This window comes from Neorhizobium sp. JUb45, from assembly GCF_004343585.1.
Classification (GTDB): Bacteria; Pseudomonadota; Alphaproteobacteria; order Rhizobiales; family Rhizobiaceae; genus Neorhizobium.
Genome location: NZ_SLYW01000009.1, coordinates 77,788 through 95,133, shown reverse-complemented (window position 1 = coordinate 95,133; position 17,346 = coordinate 77,788). Strand labels below are relative to the sequence as shown.

General features: G+C 56.9%; 16 protein-coding genes and 2 pseudogenes. 7 read left to right on the top strand and 11 right to left on the bottom strand.

What is annotated here, in order from left to right; translation table 11 throughout:
- Positions 1-92 precede the first annotated feature (92 nt).
- Positions 93-407: a metalloregulator ArsR/SmtB family transcription factor gene (locus EDF70_RS24680; protein WP_132279113.1), complete on the top strand. Its 315-nt coding sequence runs from the start codon at positions 93-95 to the stop codon at positions 405-407.
- Positions 408-861: 454 nt separating this feature from the next.
- A pseudogene (locus EDF70_RS30430) lies at positions 862-987 on the top strand (cold shock domain-containing protein); the annotation flags it as partial.
- A 107-nt stretch (positions 988-1,094) separates the two neighbouring features.
- Here EDF70_RS30430 and EDF70_RS24670 read toward each other — a convergent pair.
- A complete protein-coding gene (locus EDF70_RS24670; protein ID WP_132279107.1) occupies positions 1,095-1,292 on the bottom strand; it encodes a CrpP-related protein in 198 nt (65 codons plus the stop codon).
- Positions 1,293-2,869: 1,577 nt separating this feature from the next.
- Here EDF70_RS24670 and chrA point away from each other — a divergent pair.
- Positions 2,870-4,081, top strand: a complete 1,212-nt coding sequence (chrA, locus tag EDF70_RS24665) for a chromate efflux transporter (RefSeq protein WP_132279104.1) — start codon at positions 2,870-2,872, stop codon at positions 4,079-4,081.
- An 11-nt stretch (positions 4,082-4,092) separates the two neighbouring features.
- Here the strand turns inward: chrA and arsH are convergent, their stop codons facing one another.
- The 5 genes from arsH to EDF70_RS24640 form a co-directional block, all read right to left on the bottom strand.
- On the bottom strand, positions 4,093-4,869 hold the full coding sequence (arsH, locus tag EDF70_RS24660) for an arsenical resistance protein ArsH (protein ID WP_165932126.1): 777 nt from the start codon (positions 4,867-4,869) through the stop codon (positions 4,093-4,095).
- Complete coding sequence (arsC, locus tag EDF70_RS24655; protein ID WP_132279101.1) at positions 4,796-5,221, bottom strand: arsenate reductase (glutaredoxin); 426 nt, start codon at positions 5,219-5,221, stop codon at positions 4,796-4,798. The genes arsH and arsC overlap by 74 nt, the downstream gene beginning before the upstream one ends.
- 2 nt (positions 5,222-5,223) lie before the next feature.
- Positions 5,224-6,282, bottom strand: a complete 1,059-nt coding sequence (gene arsB / locus EDF70_RS24650) for an ACR3 family arsenite efflux transporter (protein WP_132279333.1) — start codon at positions 6,280-6,282, stop codon at positions 5,224-5,226.
- 131 nt (positions 6,283-6,413) lie between these two features.
- Entirely contained in the window at positions 6,414-6,857 is a 444-nt protein-coding gene (arsN2, locus tag EDF70_RS24645; protein ID WP_132279098.1) for an arsenic resistance N-acetyltransferase ArsN2, read from the bottom strand.
- Positions 6,851-7,204, bottom strand: a complete 354-nt coding sequence (locus EDF70_RS24640; RefSeq protein WP_132279095.1) for a metalloregulator ArsR/SmtB family transcription factor — start codon at positions 7,202-7,204, stop codon at positions 6,851-6,853. Before EDF70_RS24640 ends, arsN2 begins: the two co-directional genes overlap by 7 nt.
- Positions 7,205-7,588: 384 nt before the next feature.
- Here EDF70_RS24640 and EDF70_RS24635 point away from each other — a divergent pair, with 384 nt between their 5' ends.
- On the top strand, positions 7,589-7,984 hold the full coding sequence (locus tag EDF70_RS24635; protein WP_132279092.1) for a DUF1236 domain-containing protein: 396 nt from the start codon (positions 7,589-7,591) through the stop codon (positions 7,982-7,984).
- A 1,347-nt stretch (positions 7,985-9,331) separates the two neighbouring features.
- On the opposite strand, the gene EDF70_RS24625 is transcribed toward EDF70_RS24635, so the two are convergent.
- Positions 9,332-9,562 (bottom strand): CrpP-related protein, encoded by a 231-nt coding sequence (locus EDF70_RS24625; RefSeq protein ID WP_132279086.1) that lies wholly within the window; start codon positions 9,560-9,562, stop codon positions 9,332-9,334.
- 345 nt (positions 9,563-9,907) lie between these two features.
- Here EDF70_RS24625 and EDF70_RS24620 point away from each other — a divergent pair, with 345 nt between their 5' ends.
- Positions 9,908-10,129, top strand: coding sequence for a hypothetical protein (locus EDF70_RS24620; RefSeq protein WP_132279083.1), 222 nt, complete (start codon positions 9,908-9,910; stop codon positions 10,127-10,129).
- A 196-nt stretch (positions 10,130-10,325) separates the two neighbouring features.
- Positions 10,326-10,799: pseudogene (locus EDF70_RS30740) on the top strand (FecR domain-containing protein); the annotation flags it as partial.
- Between the two features lie 138 nt (positions 10,800-10,937).
- Here EDF70_RS30740 and EDF70_RS30735 read toward each other — a convergent pair.
- On the bottom strand, positions 10,938-11,555 hold the full coding sequence (locus EDF70_RS30735) for a hypothetical protein (RefSeq protein ID WP_348639735.1): 618 nt from the start codon (positions 11,553-11,555) through the stop codon (positions 10,938-10,940).
- Here EDF70_RS30735 and EDF70_RS24610 point away from each other — a divergent pair.
- Positions 11,525-14,287, top strand: coding sequence for an EAL domain-containing protein (locus tag EDF70_RS24610; protein WP_132279077.1), 2,763 nt, complete (start codon positions 11,525-11,527; stop codon positions 14,285-14,287). The genes EDF70_RS30735 and EDF70_RS24610 overlap by 31 nt on opposite strands.
- A gap of 113 nt (positions 14,288-14,400) precedes the next feature.
- Here the strand turns inward: EDF70_RS24610 and EDF70_RS24605 are convergent, their stop codons facing one another.
- The 3 genes from EDF70_RS24605 to otnI are packed head-to-tail and all read right to left on the bottom strand — an operon-like array spanning position 14,401 to position 17,344.
- Positions 14,401-15,663 (bottom strand): glycerate kinase, encoded by a 1,263-nt coding sequence (locus EDF70_RS24605; RefSeq protein ID WP_132279074.1) that lies wholly within the window; start codon positions 15,661-15,663, stop codon positions 14,401-14,403.
- A gap of 40 nt (positions 15,664-15,703) precedes the next feature.
- On the bottom strand, positions 15,704-16,555 hold the full coding sequence (locus EDF70_RS24600; protein WP_132279071.1) for a 2-hydroxy-3-oxopropionate reductase: 852 nt from the start codon (positions 16,553-16,555) through the stop codon (positions 15,704-15,706).
- A 12-nt stretch (positions 16,556-16,567) separates the two neighbouring features.
- Positions 16,568-17,344: a 2-oxo-tetronate isomerase gene (gene otnI / locus EDF70_RS24595; RefSeq protein WP_132279068.1), complete on the bottom strand. Its 777-nt coding sequence runs from the start codon at positions 17,342-17,344 to the stop codon at positions 16,568-16,570.
- Between the last annotated feature and the right edge of the window lie 2 nt (positions 17,345-17,346).

Genomic DNA, 17,346 nt, shown 5'->3' with positions numbered 1-17,346 from the left:
ATCAAGCTCTTAGATGTGCCTGGACATTTGATTGCGAATAGCCTCCCAGCCATTGCAGGCATCTCTAATTAAGATAAGGTCAAATCATTCATATGCGTGATGATCCCGGGTCGATGTTCAATGAGCCCGCACTTTTCCTACAGGCCCTCGCAAATGGCCGTCGGCTCCATGTCCTGACGTTGCTCAATCAAGCTGAGTGGGACGTGACATCACTCGCCGCCGCTGTGGGTTTGTCTCAATCTGCGTTGTCCCAACATCTGGCAAAGCTGAAAGCCGCAGGTCTTGTCACCATCCGGCGCGAAGCTCAAACGATTTGGTATCGTTGCAACTCCAAAGCCGTAAACGAAATTTTGATGCTGCTCGCGTCGAACTTCCACGTTCAAGCGGATACGTCTCAAGCCGCGTGAAAGAGTTACAGTAGATCACCGGGCCAGGTGACAGCCGCGCTGTCTTTGAAAAGCTGAATAGCATCGCCCTGCCGAAAATATTCCATCAACGTGGGGCCGCTGTGGCGGTCCTTCGATTGCTATGGAAAACGACTGGCCGCAATCTTTTGAGGTCGATGCTGCCTTGACCAAATTTAGTCGAATCGAATATGCGCAACTTGTGTAGGACGCTGGCATGACGCCACTCGTCTCGCTCATTGAGAAAGGCTGCAATCATGATTATTGCCGCCTTTCTCCTACCCTTCCCTGCGCCGCATGATCCGCTTCAGAAACACCCACGACCAGCCTATATACGTGAATCCAGAACACGTCCTATACGTCACCTCCTTTGAGGAAGATGTATCGATCGTCGCGCTTGCAATTGGTGGGGCCGGAGAACAACCACACGCTGTTCATATTCGTGGAAGCGCGGATCGTATTCGTCCATGTCTCTGCGATTCAACGCTGCGGCTCGTTGCGGGAAGGCGACAAGGTCAGCTACGAGATTGGTCAGGACCAGAGGACTGGCAAATCAAAGGCGGAAAACGTTTCGGTCATTTGATAGCAGCGGCCATGAATCAGCTCTAAGGCAGCTGGTTCATGTTTCCAATACCAACCATTTCTCGGAAAGACATTCGATCGCTGATCATGTGCGAAATCTGCACGTAGCTATCCGCGCGCAGCGTTCTCAATGTGCCAACCGAAAAGCCAGGCGTCGGCTTTTTGCAACCAGCTGTCCCGCTCATATCGACATGTTGATTTGTTCAGGTATGGAGCGATGGGGTTCTCAGCTGTCGAACGCCCGAGCACTCGCGCGTTCATGCCGCGCTGTTGCCAATCGAGAATGACTTGTTCATCGAACTTCATATCGATCCTCATTTGCGAGCGGCGCCCATATAAGGCTTAAGCCTTCTCTGCAGATCGAAGCTTGCGCGGAGCTTGCCAGTTTGTCCATCTGTCTGGATCACGTTTCGGCTTATGCACAAGCAGATCCAGTGTTTCCATGAAAAATCTGCTTCAGCTGTGGGGATCCCGCCTATCCGAAAGCAGTCTCGCTTCGTTGAGTTAGCAACTAGGTGCAGAGCCCGGAAGGTCGAAATGCGCCCCCGCTGGAGATTTGGCTCATAGACGCCCTCTGCCACGTATCTCAGTTCGAGAATTTCCATCGAACCACTCTCGGCGGCAGGCATCTCCGTTTTCTTAAAGTCGGGCGGCGAAGTGCAGGTTTCCTCCACAATAAAGTACAAGCTGCCAGCCGATACTTCATCAACGCCGCGGGACGTGCGGGTTGCGCCCTGCCCAGAGGGTGGACGACCCAGTTTCCACTATTGATCGAGCGCCTTCCAGCACAAAGAGCCGTTTTCCCCAGCCTCAGTTTAAGAAGTGATTATTCATGCTGAGACTACGGGGGGAACAGGAGACTTCAACCTGAGTTGTCCTACTTCACGTCCCAACTGGAAATATCACGATGTTGGTCAACATCTTGGCGGTCACGGTTGCCGCTCTGTTAACGGCGGTCGGCGTTGGTCTGATAGGCCTTTCTCTAAGGAATCCTCCCCCAGAGGAGGATTAGGACTTTCGTGCCTTAGCGCTGAGAGGGTGTGTTGAAGATCGGTGCATCGATCTTCGGGTTGCGGAGAACACCGCAGATCCAATGAAGGCGCGTTGACCCGGCCGGCGCATGTTGCACCGTCCCGACCGTCTCAGTTCACGGGAGCCCACGCAGTGAAAAACGACCGGAAGTATTATCTCATCGGTTTGATTGCAATTGTCGTCGTCACGGCCGGGGCCATAAGCCTCCACAAGGCGGGGCAGCAACGCACGACGGACCACGATCAGACGGTATCTGATGTTTCGCTCCCGCCAGCTAGGATAAACTAGCCCGGGATAGGCTGACTGTCTGCGCATCTAGCTCGGTTGTCGTTTGGATCGTGAGCAGCGATGCATATCACCCGTAACGATCTCAGCGGATACCGAGCTGTGGCTCGCCGTAGCACAATGCAAATCTCATCTGAAGTATCCGAAACTGATACTCAGACATGTGGATACTCTATGCAGTCGCCGTCGCTTTTTAAGTTGCAAGGAAGAGCCGTCTCAGATTTCTGGCGGTAGTCGTCCACCATCATTTTTTGTCTCGCTGCCGAAGTCTTGATGGCCAATATCGGCAGATCGTCCGGCTAACGAACATCAGACGGACTGATTAACTATCTCTTCGAAAACGGAAACGGAGTGGGCCAGCCTTCAATGAATGCGGCGGCGCCGCTGTTAGCAGCAACGAAGGAGCTGCAGCATTCGTTTGTGAAGCAGTTGATCCATGCTGTGGCCCTGTCTTCGTTCGCCCATTGCTAGCGCAAGTTGGCAGGAGACAAGGCTGTCGTAATTCTGTCATCAGCAAAGTTGTAGAGCCATCACATCGGAATTTTGGGGCTGTGGGATTGGACGCTATGGCAACTGAGGATCAAACAGCTTTACGCCCTCATGGGTCCGCATCCGAAGTGCTTTGGGCATTCCTGAAACTAGGCCTGACATCCTCCGGCGGCCCCGTCGCCCATCTCGGCTATTTCCACGACGAACTCGTCATTCGTCGAAAGTGGCTAGATGAGAAGGCTTACGCCGATCTTGTCGCGCTTTGTCAGTTCCTTCCCGGACCTGCTTCAAGCCAAGTCGGATTTGCGCTCGGTCTCATGCGCGGCGGCCCACTGGGAGCACTCGCCGCGTGGAGCGCTTTTACTCTTCCGTCAGCGATCATCCTTGTCCTGTTTGCGATGGCTGCGACCGCGCTCGACAAACCAGTCGGCCACGCCTTGCTACACGGTCTCAAACTGGTCGCCGTGGCAGTCGTCGGCCAAGCCGTCTGGGGAATGGCAAAATCGCTGACGCCTGATCGCACACGCGCAGGCATAGCTCTTGCTGCAGCCATCGCCGTCACCTTCGCCGGCGTGTTCGGACAGCTTATCGCCATCATAGTCGGCGCGCTGGCGGGTCTCGTCCTCTGTCGTGAGCCCGACAGCAAGACAATCGGAAACCTTTCCTTCCCTATCCCAAGGACGACAGGTGTTGTCTGCCTGGTGACATTCCCAGCGCTCCTCCTTTTGTTGCCCGTAATTGCGGCCAGCAGCGGCTCGCAATCGCTGAACCTCTTCGACGCTTTCTATCGGTCGGGCTCGCTGGTGTTCGGCGGGGGACACGTCGTTCTGCCGCTCTTACAAGCGGAGGTCGTTCATCCGGGCTGGGTGCCCGAAAGCACCTTCCTTGCTGGCTATGGAGTATCTCAGGCGGTTCCCGGCCCGCTGTTCACGTTCGCCGCTTATCTTGGGGCTGTTATGGACCCAGCTCCTAGCGGGCTTATCGGGGCCATGATCTGCCTGGTAGCGATCTTCCTACCCGGCTTCCTGCTCCTGGTTGGCGTTCTTCCCTTCTGGGGAGCGTTGAACCGGCTACCCTTGGCACAAGCTGCGATGCGCGGTGCGAACGCCGCAGTCGTCGGCGTGCTGGGCGCTGCCTTGTACAATCCAGTCTGGACGAGCTCCGTACTGACGCCGGTGGACTTTGCTAAAGCACTTTCCGGCTTCTTGCTGCTGGTTGTCTGGAGAACATCTCCATGGATCGTCGTGGTGCTTATGGCGGCTGTCACCGTTCTCCTTCAGATGCTTTGACGCCCGAGCTATCAGATCGACTTGAGCGAAACCCGCTTCTCCAGCTCTGCCGCCTCTTCCTTCCGTTCGCTATATCGGTCGGTGAGGTAGGACGACGCATCGCGGGTCATGATGGTAAACTTGACCAATTCCTCGCAGACATCGACGACGCGATCGTAATAGGACGACGGCCTCATACGGCCATCGGTGTCAAATTCCTGAAACGCCTTCGCAACGCTGCTCTGATTGGGAATGGTGATCATGCGCATCCAGCGGCCGAGAATGCGCAACTGGTTCACGGCGTTGAAGGACTGGCTGCCGCCTGAAACCTCCATCACCGCCAGCGTCTTGCCCTGCGTCGGGCGGACGGAGCCGAGCGACAGCGGGATCCAGTCGATCTGCGCCTTCATGATCCCGGTCATCGCGCCGTGTCGCTCTGGGCTGATCCAGACCTGGCCTTCCGACCATTGCGTCAGGTCGCGCAGCTCCTGAACCTTGGGATGGCTGACGGGTGTCTCGTCCGGGAGCGGCAATCCGGCCGGATCGAATATCCGTACCTCGCATCCAAGGCGTTCGAGCAGCCGACGGACTTCGAAGGCAAGGAGACGGCTATAAGACACCTCCCGAAGCGATCCATACAGGATCAGGATTCTCGGCTTGTGCGTCGAGAATGCTGGCCGCAGCGATTCTGGCGCGATCGGCTGAAGATGGTCGTCGTGCAGTGCGGGAAATGTCTCAGACAATGCGCTTTCCTTCCTGGTCGAGGACCTGTTCGCCGTCTTCCTTGGTGAATTGTCCTTTGAAAGCATCAACCGGCAGAATGTCGAGCACGAACTCAGAAGGACGAGCGAGCCTGGTGCCAAGCGGCGTGACGACGAGTGGCCGGTTGATCAGGATGGGGGTGGCGATCATCGCGTCCAGCAACTGATCATCGGTGAGGTCCGGATTCTCGAGGCCGAGTTCCGCATAGGGCGTACCCTTCTCACGGATCGCTTCGCGGACCGTCAGGCCTGCATCTGCGATCATCTTCGAGAGCTGCTCGCGCGACGGCGGGTTCTGCAGGTACTCGATGACGGTGGGTTCGATCCCGGCGGCGCGGATCAGCGCCAACGTGTTGCGAGACGTGGCGCAGGCGGGATTGTGATAGATGGTGGCGTCCATGGTCAGGACCTTTCGATGATGGTGTTGCGGGAGACGGCCGGTGATGCCTCATACCAACCCTTCGAGCGGTTCACGATCCAGACGACCGAGAGCATCACAGGCACCTCGATCAGGACACCGACGACGGTGGCAAGTGCCGCGCCCGACTGAAACCCGAACAGGCTGATGGCGGCGGCGACTGCGAGCTCGAAGAAGTTGCTAGCACCGATGAGCGCGGAGGGTCCGGCGACGCAGTGGCGCTCGCCCGCGAGGCGGTTCAGAAGATAGGCCAGCCCCGAGTTCAGGTAGACCTGGATCAGGATCGGCACGGCCAGCAATGCGATAATAGTCGGCTGGACGATGATCTGCTCGCCCTGGAAGGCGAAGAGCAGCACGAGCGTGGCGAGGAGCGCGACGAGCGATACCGGCTGCAGCTTCCCAAGCAAGCGGTCGAGCGCGCCTGTTGTGCCATCGGCCGTCAGGTAGCTCCGCAGCACCTGTGCGATGATAACGGGAACCACGATGTAAAGCGCGACCGATAGGACAAGCGTCCCCCAGGGCACGGTGATGGCCGACAGGCCGAGCAACAGGCCGACGATTGGCGCAAAGGCGACGACCATGATCGCGTCGTTCAAGGCAACCTGTGAGAGGGTGAACAGCGGCTCGCCCCGTGTCAGGTTCGACCAGACAAAGACCATGGCCGTGCAGGGCGCTGCGGCAAGAATGATCAGACCCGCGATATAGGAGTCGATCTGGTCGGCCGGCAGATAGGGTCGGAAGAGCCACCCGACGAACAACCATCCCAGCAGAGCCATCGAGAACGGCTTGATCGCCCAGTTGATGATCAGCGTGACGCCGATCCCGCGCCAGTAGGATCCGACCTGCGTCAGCGACCGGAAATCGATCTTGAGCAGCATCGGGATGATCATCAGCCAGATCAGGATCGCCACGGGGATGTTGACCTTGGCGATCTCGGCGCCGCCGATGACCTGGAAGACGCCGGGCATCAGGTGGCCGAGGGCAACGCCCACCGCAATGCAGAGGAAGACCCAAACGGTCAGATATCGTTCGAAAGTGGACATCAGGTGGACTTTCCTTGCGGTAGTGACGGGCCGTCCGCCGAGGATGGCGTCGGTGGAAATAGAGCGAGCGATATCGTTCGTGCCGACGAACAGCACGTTGCAGGTCTTGTCAGTCATGGTCATTGTCCGCGTTAGGTAGGGGGCCGGTTGAACCTCATGATGGTCGCCGACGACGGGCAAATAGAAGACAGCTGGCGGGTCGCGAGTACCGCTGCCGGCACGATGGTCCGAGGCACCTCGGTAAATCCGAGAGTAGAAAAGAACGGCGCGGCGCTCGTCGTCGCGAGGAAAACGTCGCCGATGCAGTCGACTCTCTGCAAGGTCTCCTGGATGATCGCCCGTCCGAGACCATGGCTACGATGTTCAGGCAGCACGACGACAGATCGCAATAGAGCGTCGCCCGCGCAGCGCTCGATACCTGCATAGCCGATCGTATGGCCAGCGTCGGAAACGGCTCTGAAAAACGTCCGACCTTCGTCCTCGATGTCATCGGTAGGCAAGCCCGCGGCATGGAGCGCCACGCGGAAGCCCTCGTCCTGACCGGGCACCTCGATAAGGGTGACCGTGCTCAACATGGCTTCGCCCGCGGTTCGCAGCAGGGCGTGAGCTCGGCGATGAGGGGCGCACAAAGCTCAGTCGAACCGCCACAGCAGTCCTTAACCAGGAACAAGGTTAGGTCACGCAGTCCGTCGAGGTCGGCTCGGTAAATGATTGACCGGCTCTGCCGCTCGCTTTTGACCAGCCCCGCACGAGACAGGGTCGCGAGATGCGCGGACATAGTGTTTTGCGGGACATCGAGCAGCCGGGCAAGTTCGCCTGCTGGGACGCCATTTGGTTCGTGACGCACGAGCAGACGAAACGTCTCAAGGCGGGTGTTTTGAGCCAAGGCAGAAAGGGCGGCAATTGCGTCGTTATTTTCCATATATCCAGATTAATGGATGTATTGTAGCCTTGTCAACCGAATGAGCCAGATGCCCATATCAGCTCTTGATGAGATTCAAAGCGTCGACATACTGCAGTAGCGCTGCGAAAGCTATTAATCGTCCGTGCCGGGACAGTGAAACTGTTTCCGCCGTGGAAAAAAGGCAGCAATTTTGTCGATCGTACCCGAGAGGACGAACTTGGCAAATGCCATATATCCGCGCCACAAATGAACATTTGCGGCGTTCCTAACATTTTGGCTGTGCAGTGAAGAAACCCCTTAACTTTTGACGTGCCGACTGTAGTCTACAAGTAAACAGATACGGGAACCAACTACCCGGCTCAACGTTCTCAGACGCGCAAATAGCGCAAGGAGGAGAACGCAATGTTTAAGAGACAGGTTGTTTTGGTCGGCGCCACCCTTCTGGTCGCAGGATCAGTTTTTGCACAGGAGTCCACGGTGAATGGCGCCGCCGGTGGAGCGGTCACCGGCGCTATCGTGGGCGGCCCGGTCGGTGCCGCTGTAGGCGGTGTTGCTGGCGCGATCGTCGGCACCGCGATCGATCCGCCGCCGCAGCGTGTAGTCACATATGTTCGCGAAGCGCCCGCCCCAACGGAACAGGTTGTCGTCGAAGAGCGCGTCGTCGTCGGGGAGCCACTTCCTCAGACGATCGTTGTTCAGCAGGTGCCTGACAATCCGAACTACGGGTACGCGGTGGTCAATGACCGGCGTGTGATCATTGAGCCTTCGAGCCGCCGTGTAGTGCAGGTTATTGACTGATCCTGGCTTTGCCGCACGGACGGGACGGTGCCATCGCGGTGAGGTGGCACTGTCAATTTTGCGTCATCAGCCTGTCGACAGGATTGTCGTGAACTTGCGGCGAGCTGTTCTATTCAACGTCAGTCGTGCATCGCGGACAGGGAATAATGACGCCATTGCAGACGCAACGGCGTCTGCCAGTCCGCGTCAGAAGCGGATGCGATTCACACACTAACCGCGTTCCCTTCCATGCATTGCACGATGCTGACGACAGTATCACTGAGATGTCTCGGAACTCGGTCTAGTCCCTGCTGGCGATAAAAGTCCGAGTTGCCAAGTGGCCAAAAAGATGATTGGCAGCAATTGTGGCTGACCTTGCCCTGGCCCCAATGGGTTTCTCATCCATAGTTCATTAATGTGCTGCCGAGAGCCGCAATTTCCCGATAGTCTTTCACACTATTCTGAATGTAGGTGTGTTTCACAGCATAAGTATCAACCGTCAAAACCGTGCGATACTAGGGTTTTGGACAGAATTGCTAGCAGACTGTGTTTCAGGGCGCTCACACTGTTTTCTGCCTCCCGAGAAGGGTTGATACGTGTTGTCGTCGGGACGATACGAGCTATACTTCTGCATACACCAACGCGCATTCGAGTTCATCTCTTCAGCACTACTATTACCCACTACCTGTTGCGCAGGTACGATTGGAGTGGGAGGCAAGCAGGGTTGGCGGAATCCTCCACCGTAGGGCTGGTAGGTGTTGCTGACCGGATCGAAGGAGCGGTACCGCGCGCTGCACCATTCACGCGACTTCAATGCTTGTAGCTCGGCAGAGAGGGATTTCGGCAATGTGTTTTGTTCGTCAGATGTGCTAATATCTGTTGGCGACCCGAGCGTCCGGGTTGTGCGCTCAACGGGTTCGAGCTCGGCGATGATCGTATTACCCGACTGGGCGGCGGGAAGGCGTTGGTAAGCTTGCTGGTTGCGATCAACTCGCTTTACCTCGGATGGCCAAAGGGGCTCGTCATGCAAATTGGTGAACGAATGAGGCTTTGACTGCTGCGCGACCTCTGACGCTACCTTTAATCCGCCGGCGGCGACTGGAAGCAGACACGTAGCGAGCAAGAGACTTGTGAAAAGTTCGCGCATGAGAACAACCTGATGATTTTGCGTACGAAAATGTCGCCGCTATCAAGTGGTTCCACTGCGTATGGTTTGACTAACGCTGGTCGCGGTGTCGAAGACGTCTACGCTTTAATCGAGAGTAAGGACAAGGATTGACCTGCGCGGCAGGCACACTGTCAAAGGTCATCATTCCTCCGAGACGTCGGGGAAGCCGTCTCTCTGACCGCAAAAACAAAATCCGGGGCTTACGTAGACGCGGCCATGGACACCTTTTCAGAAAATGCGCGTGCGGCGTTTTCGATATTCCAGCCAAATATCCAGGCTTCTGCTTTTTGCAACCAGGAATCCTTTTCGAGTAAACAGCTCGCGTTCGCGATACGAGCCGCTATGGGATTATCACCCTTAGACAGGCCCAGCACACGGGCGTTCATTCCAAGCTGCTGCCAATCAATCAGGGCTTCCATGTCGAAATTCATTTCCGATCCTCATTATCGTCGCGTTTCATTCGCGAACGTTGTCTGCTGCGACAGTCTTCGAATCGAGCCTGCATGGAGACTATCTGAAATCTCAGGAAGCCTCGAGTTGAAACTGGCTCTTGAGCTGTGCGGTAGCGTACAGATAACTCCCGAGCATTTAGCGGGCATTTCGATCTCCTCTCAACTCCTGCGGCGTTACGACGTTAGACCGGTCAAAGTGTCTGCGCGAGTATTAACGGGCAACAATGGGCTAATTTCGCGACATCGCTCCTCTTGCCGAAGACGATATAGGCCTCGGTGCCGACCGACCACGCGCTTGGCCGTGTGTCCATCTAGGAATTGCAAATGGTAAGAGAGATTCGAAATGATCGGGTCCAGCAGGCCCTAGACAGCGTGGCCGAGAAAAAATCTGAGAGGCTTCAGGGGCGAGGAACGCGGCCTGCAAGCACCAACAAAAAGAAAAGCGAAAAGAACAGGCTCGACGCGAATGCCCCTGACGGAAACATTGTGCCGTCCGACGATCTTGAGATTGGGCAAAATCGTGTGCCTTCTTCTGCCCTCACATGAAATGAGGCGGTAAACGCATTCAGTAAATAGCGTATCCCTCTTATCCAGAAACGCCCTGCTCTGTCGTTCCCGCATAGTCAGCGTGTGCCCCGGATTGATCACGGAAATTTCGCCGCTCTATGGGCTGAACTTCCTATCGATTTGTTAAGGCTAGCGTCTTCTCCAAAGAGCTAATTCAACAGCTGTTAATCTAACTATGGCTCCCTGCTTCGACCGCGGGGGACCATACATGCATCGCTTTTTCATTCTTTTCAGCTTCCTTTTCGCTATGGGACAATCTGTCCACGCCGCACCAACGGAGTGGCAAGTCACTATGACGACAAGACAGGTGAACTACACGACCGATTCGAAAACTTGGCTCGCAGTCAGAGTCGGCGATGTAATTCCGAATAAGGCTTGGGTTTCCACAGGACCAAAGGGAAGGGTCCAGCTCTCTCGAGGCGTGGAGTCTGTTTCCTTTCAGCCGAACACGTTGGCAAGCATTACCACCTCCGGTTTTTTTCAAAAGACCACCGAGGTTCGCCAACAGACCGGTACTCTCGACCTCGAAATCGAGAAGCGCAGCAGGCCTCATACGACAGTCCAGACGCCGTACCTTGCCGCTGTCGTCAAAGGTACAGCGTTTCGCGTGTCAGTCACAAAGACAACTGCGAGCGTTTCTGTAACGCGTGGCCTCGTTCAAGTGAGTTCATTCGCCAGTGGTCAACGCTCGTCGTTGGGGCCTGGTCAACGTGCCGCAGTAGATGGGGTGAAAGGGATGACGGTCGCCGGGGCTGTTTCAAAGCCCTCTATTAGTGCCGTGGAACCATCAGTGGCTAGCGTGCGGGCTGTTGGCGCAACAGCGCTCAACGGCCAACCGCAGTCCACGGCCGCTGGAAAAAACTCTACGACGTCTGGCTCGACGAACAGCAATCGCGCCGACAGTGCTGGCCATTCGAAGAGCGGAAGCAGTGACGATGGTGCCGGGAACGGCAATGGGAACGGAAACGGGAACGGCAACGGCAACGGCAACGGAAACGGCAACGGAAACGGAAACGGCAACGGAAACGGCAACGGCAACGGCAACGGAAACGGCAACGGCAACGGAAACGGCAACGGAAACGGCAACGGAAACGGAAACGGAAACGGCAACGGAAACGGCAACGGCAACGGCAACGGCAACGGAAACGGCAACGGCAACGGAAACGGCAACGGCAACGGGAACGGCAACGGCAACGGAAACGGAAACGGCAACGGCAACGGGAACGGCAACGGCAACGGAAACGGGAACGGGAACGGGAACGGGAACGGGAACGGGAACGGGAACGGGAACGGGAACGGGAACGGGAACGGGAACGGGAACGGGAACGGGAACGGGAACGACTAAAGTCGCTATCGGGTGTCTAGGGGGACGTGATGGGTTTTTGGAGAAAAGTACAAACGTCACTCGCTGTTCGCGCCGCGTTAGTCGCTCTTATGTGCGCCGTGCCAGTTTGGACGGCCGTAAAGCCGTTCACCGATTACGTCGACAATGTCATTGCCAGCCTTCGTTTCAAAGCTTTGCAACGGCCGGCGAGTGGCGACGTTGTCTTCGTGGCAATCGATAAGAAAAGTCTTGATGCGGTCGGCGTCTGGCCTTGGCCACGAGGCATTCACTCGGAGATCATCGATCGACTGACAGCGGCGGGTGCTCGTGACGTTTTTCTCGATATTGACTTCAGCAACCCGTCGTCCGCCAAGGAAGATGAGAAGCTCAGGCTATCACTCATTGCTGCCGGCGGAGGCACTGTGTTGCCCGTATTCCGGCAACACGAAAGCGCCGTACCCGGATCGTCTACAAGCGTAACAAGGCCTATCCCCGCCCTCGCCTCAAATGCTTGGCTCGCGTTCGCTAACGTTGAACTTGCGGAAAGTGGGCTGATAACGACATTCAAAATGGCCGACCGATTGGACGGAAGGGTGACGCAGTCCGTACCTGCCGTCTTGGCACAAGTCGACGACACCGCTGGTACCTATCTCATAGATTATTCCATCGACCCTTCAACAATCCCCGCTTTTTCTGCCTCTGAGCTAATAGATGGAAAGGTTCCACCGAGCGTTTTCGCCGATAAAGCGGTGGTTGTCGGCGCTTACGCTACTGAACTGAAGGATGTCTACCCAGTACCAATGTACGGCCCTCTGGCGGGCCCCCTGATCCATATCCTGGCGACCGAAACGATTTTGCAGCATCGATTGGGTTCGGGCGTCGATCAGACAGTACCAGAATTGATCCTCGCAGCGGCGCTCATAGGGCTAGCTGTAGCTTTCAAAGTGTATCGTCCCGTCGCTTTTTTCGCGACTGCCGTCATAACCATCTCAGCAATGGAAACTATCGCATTCATTGTGCAAGCCAATGATGCCTATGCACTGCGAACAGCAAACAGTTGGTTACTTGTCGGGCTCTCTCTCTTACTCGCCCTCAGCGAGAGAAGTAATTTCGCCCACGTTCGAAGCCGGATCGCCGTTGCTGACTTTCAAACTTCAAAAAACACACTTCAGTCCATAATCGCGGACAGCAACGACGTCGTCCTCGTTTTCGATGAAAACCTTCGCGTTCTCGATCGGAGTGCGTCTGCTGATGACCTCGACTTAGAGCATGAGGAAGGTGACGACCACCGTCATACTATTCCAAGCGCGTTGATGCGGCATGTCGAGGAGGCCGTCCATCGTTTCAGAGCAGGCCACTCGCCCACCTACTCGGTTTCCGCGGACTTCGAAGTGGTTCGCGGCGGCTTCGAGGCCCGTTTTGAAGCATCAATTACAATTTCTCGTTCAGAACGTCTCGACGATAGGGGCGAGCAAATCTACGGGTTTATGGGAAGCGTCATCGCTCGAGACGTTACCGTCCGTCGAAAGTACGAAGCGGACCTCCTTCGAATTTCCCAGGTCGATGAATTAACTGGGCTGCTCAACCGTCGAGAATTCATCAATCGCCTTCAGTCCATGATCGAACCGCAGGTTGTCGTCGCTGTTGGACTGCACAGATTTCCTGAACTCAGTGCGACTCTGGGCCGCCCAGCATGCGACCAGCTGCTGCGTGCAATCGCTGGCCGCTTGTCCAGCGTCTCGCGCGTCTCGCATTTGGGCCGTGTCGATGGTGATTGCTTTGCGATGTCACTGAGCCTGCCCACTCGGGACTTCCACGAGATTCAAGCGGAAGCCGTCCTGAGACAGTTCGCGCTTCCTTTTGAAGCCGATGGGTCCGAAATCTACGTTGACGCTCGTCTGGGCGTTTCATTGTTCGACGACATTAGGCTTCCGGCCGCGTCCGCAGTGGATCACGCCGAAGCAGCACTTATCGACGCGAGGTCTAACCCCAATTCCAACTGGATCGTCTACGATGAAAAACGTGCCCAGGATCAACTTCGAGCCAGAAAGCTCGAACAGGCGATGCGCTCGAGCCTGAGGCGGGACGAATTCTTCCTCGCATATCAGCCGCAGGTCGATCTCGCTACGGGACAGATGGTAGGGGCTGAGGCGCTCATGCGGTGGAGGCATCCAGAATTTGGCCTGGTTTCGCCAGGTGAGTTTATCCCCGTTGCGGAGAGCAGTGGTGTCGTGTGCGACTTGGGCACATGGGCGCTTCGAAATGCCTGCGCGACTGCGATGACATGGCCACCTCATATGACGGTGGCCGTTAACGTCTCCCCCATTCAGTTTGCCAAGACGGATATCCTGGCGGAGGTTAAGAGAGCTTTGGCGGAAAGCGGGTTGGCCGCGCACCGGCTTCACCTGGAGATGACCGAATCCGCATTTCTGGAAGGCACAGAGCGTCTGTTGGGCGTGATATCGCAGTTGCGCAGCCTTGGTGTTCGCATAGCACTCGACGATTTTGGCACTGGCTATTCATCCCTCAGCTACATGGCTGGTTTCCCGTTGGACAAGCTGAAGATAGACCAGTCTTTTGTCCGCAAGCTGACGACCGACCATCAGTCTCTTCTGATCGTAAAAGCGGTAATCTCTCTCGCTCAGGGCCTCGGGCTGAAGCTTGTCGCTGAAGGTATTGAGAACGAAGAAGAGCGGCGGATTCTCGCCGAATTGCAATGCGAGGAAGGACAAGGCTACCTGTTTGGGAGACCGCAGAGTGCTGAAGAGATTATGCAGCAACTAGCAATCGGGAATGTTAACGAGGCTGCCTAACCACTTATGGAGCACTGAACAGATGGGTCTTTCCAGGATCGCTATCCAAAAAATGTTCGAGTTCAGAAGGTCTTGAAAGGATTCGAACCTGCGACCCATACTCACTACGAGCCTTATCGGACCAGTATAGCCCTGAAATCATTGACGTTGACGCCAGTCGGTCCGCAGACAAAAAGATCGTCGACGGCCGCAAAGGCGGCATAACTGTCATTGGCCGAAAGCTTCGCATCGCCGTTTACATGCTTCGCGATGAAGCGGGCGACGCTGGTGCCATCAGCAAATGCCCCAGCATTATCCCCTGAGCCATCTATACCATCGGTGTCGGCGGCCAGTGCGAACACATCGAGACCATCGATCGCAAGCGCGAGAGACAGCGCGAACTCTCCGTTCCGTCCGCCCTTGCCGCACTTTGACCGAAGTGTAACCGTCGTCTCGCCACCCGACAACAGCACGCAGGGCCGGATAAACGGGCTATTATGCAATGCGATCTCGCGTGCGATGGCCGCGTGCACACGGCCGACATCTTTCGCTTCGCCCTCGATGCAATCCGACAGCACTAAGGGTGTTACTCCTGAGGCGCGGGCAGATGCTGCTGCCATTTCGAGCGAAATGCGGGCGGAGGATACGAGGTGGTGGCTGTGCCTGGCAAAGGGTGCATCCGCCGGGCTCGGTGCGCGAGCGGCGTCCGATCCAATGAAGTCGAGCATTCGTTGCGGGAGCTTTAGCCGATACCGTGCAATTATCTCCAGGGCATCATGACGACTGCCGAAATTAGGGATTGTTGGGCCAGACGACACCAATGCCGGATCGTCTCCAGGAATGTCTGACACCACGAAGCTCACCACCCGCGCCTTTGTCAAAGCCGCCAGCCTTCCTCCCTTGATCGTCGAGAAATGCTTGCGAACTCCGTTCATCGCTGAGATCGGAGCACCTGACACCAGCAGTTGCTCGTTCAGGGCAATCTCGTCGGCAAGAGCAAAACCGTCCGGCGGCGCGGGCAGGAGTGCCGAACCTCCGCCGCAGATCAGTGCAATCACGAGATCCTGGTTCGAGAGGTTCGATACTGCTGCTTTCAATCGCTCGGCAGCATCGAGACCCGCTTGGTCCGGGACCGGATGCGCCGCACCGATAACCTCAATGCACTGCGTCTCGCATTCGTAACCATAGGGCGTAACCACCACACCTGTCAGAGGGCCAGACCAAAGGCTCTCCAGCGAACGCGCCATCTGTGCTGCGCCCTTTCCGGCGCCGACGACGACCACACGCCCGCCAACAGGCGGAGGTGGCAGAAGGTCCCTGATCCTGCTCAATGGATCGGCGGCCTCTACCGCCGCTTCATATAGCGATGTCAAGAACAGTCGGGGGTCTGCGATCATCGTGCGTTGCTCCTGTCGGTCGAACTTCGCGGTGGCAACGTCATAATGCCTTAATGAGCGCCGAGTGGTCCGTGTCACCCAGACCTTTTTCCAGGGCACTGTTCATCAACTGGTGCACCATTGCGGTATTGGGCAGCATAATCTCCAGCAGGCGTGCGGATTCCAGCGCCAACGACAGATCCTTATGATGTAAGCGCATGCGGAAGCCGGGCTCGAAGGCTTCGTTAATCATCCGCTCTCCGTGAATTTCGAGAACCCGCGACGCTGCAAAACCGCCCAACAGGGCTTTGCGAACGACGGTCGGATCGGCGCCCGCCTTTCTGGAAAACCTGATAGCTTCCGATACGGCCTGAATGTTGAGGGCGACGACGATCTGGTTGGCGACCTTGGCGATCTGACCATCGCCGACACCGCCGATCAACGTGATGTTCTTGCCCATCTTTTCAAACAGGGGCTTTGCGCGCTCAAACGCTTCCGGCTTTCCGCCGGCCATGATCGTGAGCGAGGCGGCTTTTGCGCCGACCTCTCCGCCCGAGACAGGCGCGTCGACATAGTCGCAACCGCAGGCCTCGATACGGGCGGCGAAATCCTTGGTCGCCAGCGGCGAAATCGAGCTCATGTCGATCACCAGCTTGCCGCTGCTAAGACCCTGCGCAACCCCCTCTTCTCCAAACAGCACGGTTTCGACATCAGGCGTGTCGGGCAGCATGAGAATGATGACTTCGGCAGCCTGCGCCACCTCCATGGCGGAAGCGCAGGCCGTCGCGCCATGCTTGACAAGATGCGTCGAAGCAGGCTTCACCCGATGTAGGTAAAGCTCGTGGCCCGCTTCGATCAAGTGCTGCGCCATCGGGCGGCCCATGACGCCCAGTCCGATAAATCCGATCTTCAAAGCTCAATCTCCTTACTGATATGCCTTCATCCAGCCCAGTCCTTCGCTGGTGCCGGCGGCCGGTCGATATTCGCACCCGACCCAGCCGTCGTAGCCGAGTTCATCCAGGCGCCTGAAGATGAAGTCATGGTTGATCTCCCCACTCCCCGGCTCGTGGCGTCCAGGATTATCAGCGATCTGAACATGGCCGATCTTGCCCCGCAGCCTCTCGAAGGTGGAGACGAGATCACCTTGCATGATCTGCATGTGATAGAAATCGTATTGGATCAGTAGGTTGGAATGGCCAACCCGATCCATGATCCGCTCAGCCTGATCCGTCGTTGTCAAAAAGTAGCCGGGGATGTCGCGGGTGTTGATCGGCTCGAAGACCAGCGAGATTCCGGCATCGGCCAACTGTTCGGCAGCATAGCGCAGATTATCTACGAACGTCGCCTCGGCTACGTCAGGCTCAACGGCGGCGGGCACGATGCCGGCAAGGCAGTTGACCTTGCGGCAGCCGAGTGCGTCCGCGTACTTGATCGCTCTGGTCACGGATGCCTGGAATTCCGCGACCCTGTCCGGCAGGCAGGCTATGCCCCGCTCGCCTACTGCCCAGTTGCCGGCTGGCAGATTGAACAGGGCTTGCTGCAGATCATGGCGTGCCAGCTCGGCGGCGATCGCTTGAGGGGCTTCCTCATAGGGGCTGACGTATTCTACCGCCCGGAAGCCATCCGTAGCGGCGGCGGCAAAGCGGTCGATGAAGGAATGCTCGGTGTAGAGCATGGAAAGATTGGCTGCGAACTTAGGCATGC

Excerpts from the sequence above, each read along its gene's own strand:
- EDF70_RS24670 (WP_132279107.1), bottom strand. The coding sequence starts at position 1,292 with ATGAAGTTCGATGAACAAGTCATTCTCGATTGGCAACAGCGCGGCATG.
- arsN2 (WP_132279098.1), bottom strand. The coding sequence starts at position 6,857 with ATGTTGAGCACGGTCACCCTTATCGAGGTGCCCGGTCAGGACGAGGGC.
- EDF70_RS24680 (WP_132279113.1), top strand. The coding sequence starts at position 93 with ATGCGTGATGATCCCGGGTCGATGTTCAATGAGCCCGCACTTTTCCTA.
- otnI (WP_132279068.1), bottom strand. The coding sequence starts at position 17,344 with ATGCCTAAGTTCGCAGCCAATCTTTCCATGCTCTACACCGAGCATTCC.
- EDF70_RS24610 (WP_132279077.1), top strand. The coding sequence starts at position 11,525 with ATGGGTTTTTGGAGAAAAGTACAAACGTCACTCGCTGTTCGCGCCGCG.
- EDF70_RS24605 (WP_132279074.1), bottom strand. The coding sequence starts at position 15,663 with ATGATCGCAGACCCCCGACTGTTCTTGACATCGCTATATGAAGCGGCG.
- EDF70_RS24625 (WP_132279086.1), bottom strand. The coding sequence starts at position 9,562 with ATGAATTTCGACATGGAAGCCCTGATTGATTGGCAGCAGCTTGGAATG.
- chrA (WP_132279104.1), top strand. The coding sequence starts at position 2,870 with ATGGCAACTGAGGATCAAACAGCTTTACGCCCTCATGGGTCCGCATCC.
- EDF70_RS24620 (WP_132279083.1), top strand. The coding sequence starts at position 9,908 with ATGGTAAGAGAGATTCGAAATGATCGGGTCCAGCAGGCCCTAGACAGC.
- arsB (WP_132279333.1), bottom strand. The coding sequence starts at position 6,282 with ATGTCCACTTTCGAACGATATCTGACCGTTTGGGTCTTCCTCTGCATT.
- arsH (WP_165932126.1), bottom strand. The coding sequence starts at position 4,869 with ATGCTTTCAAAGGACAATTCACCAAGGAAGACGGCGAACAGGTCCTCG.
- arsC (WP_132279101.1), bottom strand. The coding sequence starts at position 5,221 with ATGGACGCCACCATCTATCACAATCCCGCCTGCGCCACGTCTCGCAAC.
- EDF70_RS24635 (WP_132279092.1), top strand. The coding sequence starts at position 7,589 with ATGTTTAAGAGACAGGTTGTTTTGGTCGGCGCCACCCTTCTGGTCGCA.
- EDF70_RS24640 (WP_132279095.1), bottom strand. The coding sequence starts at position 7,204 with ATGGAAAATAACGACGCAATTGCCGCCCTTTCTGCCTTGGCTCAAAAC.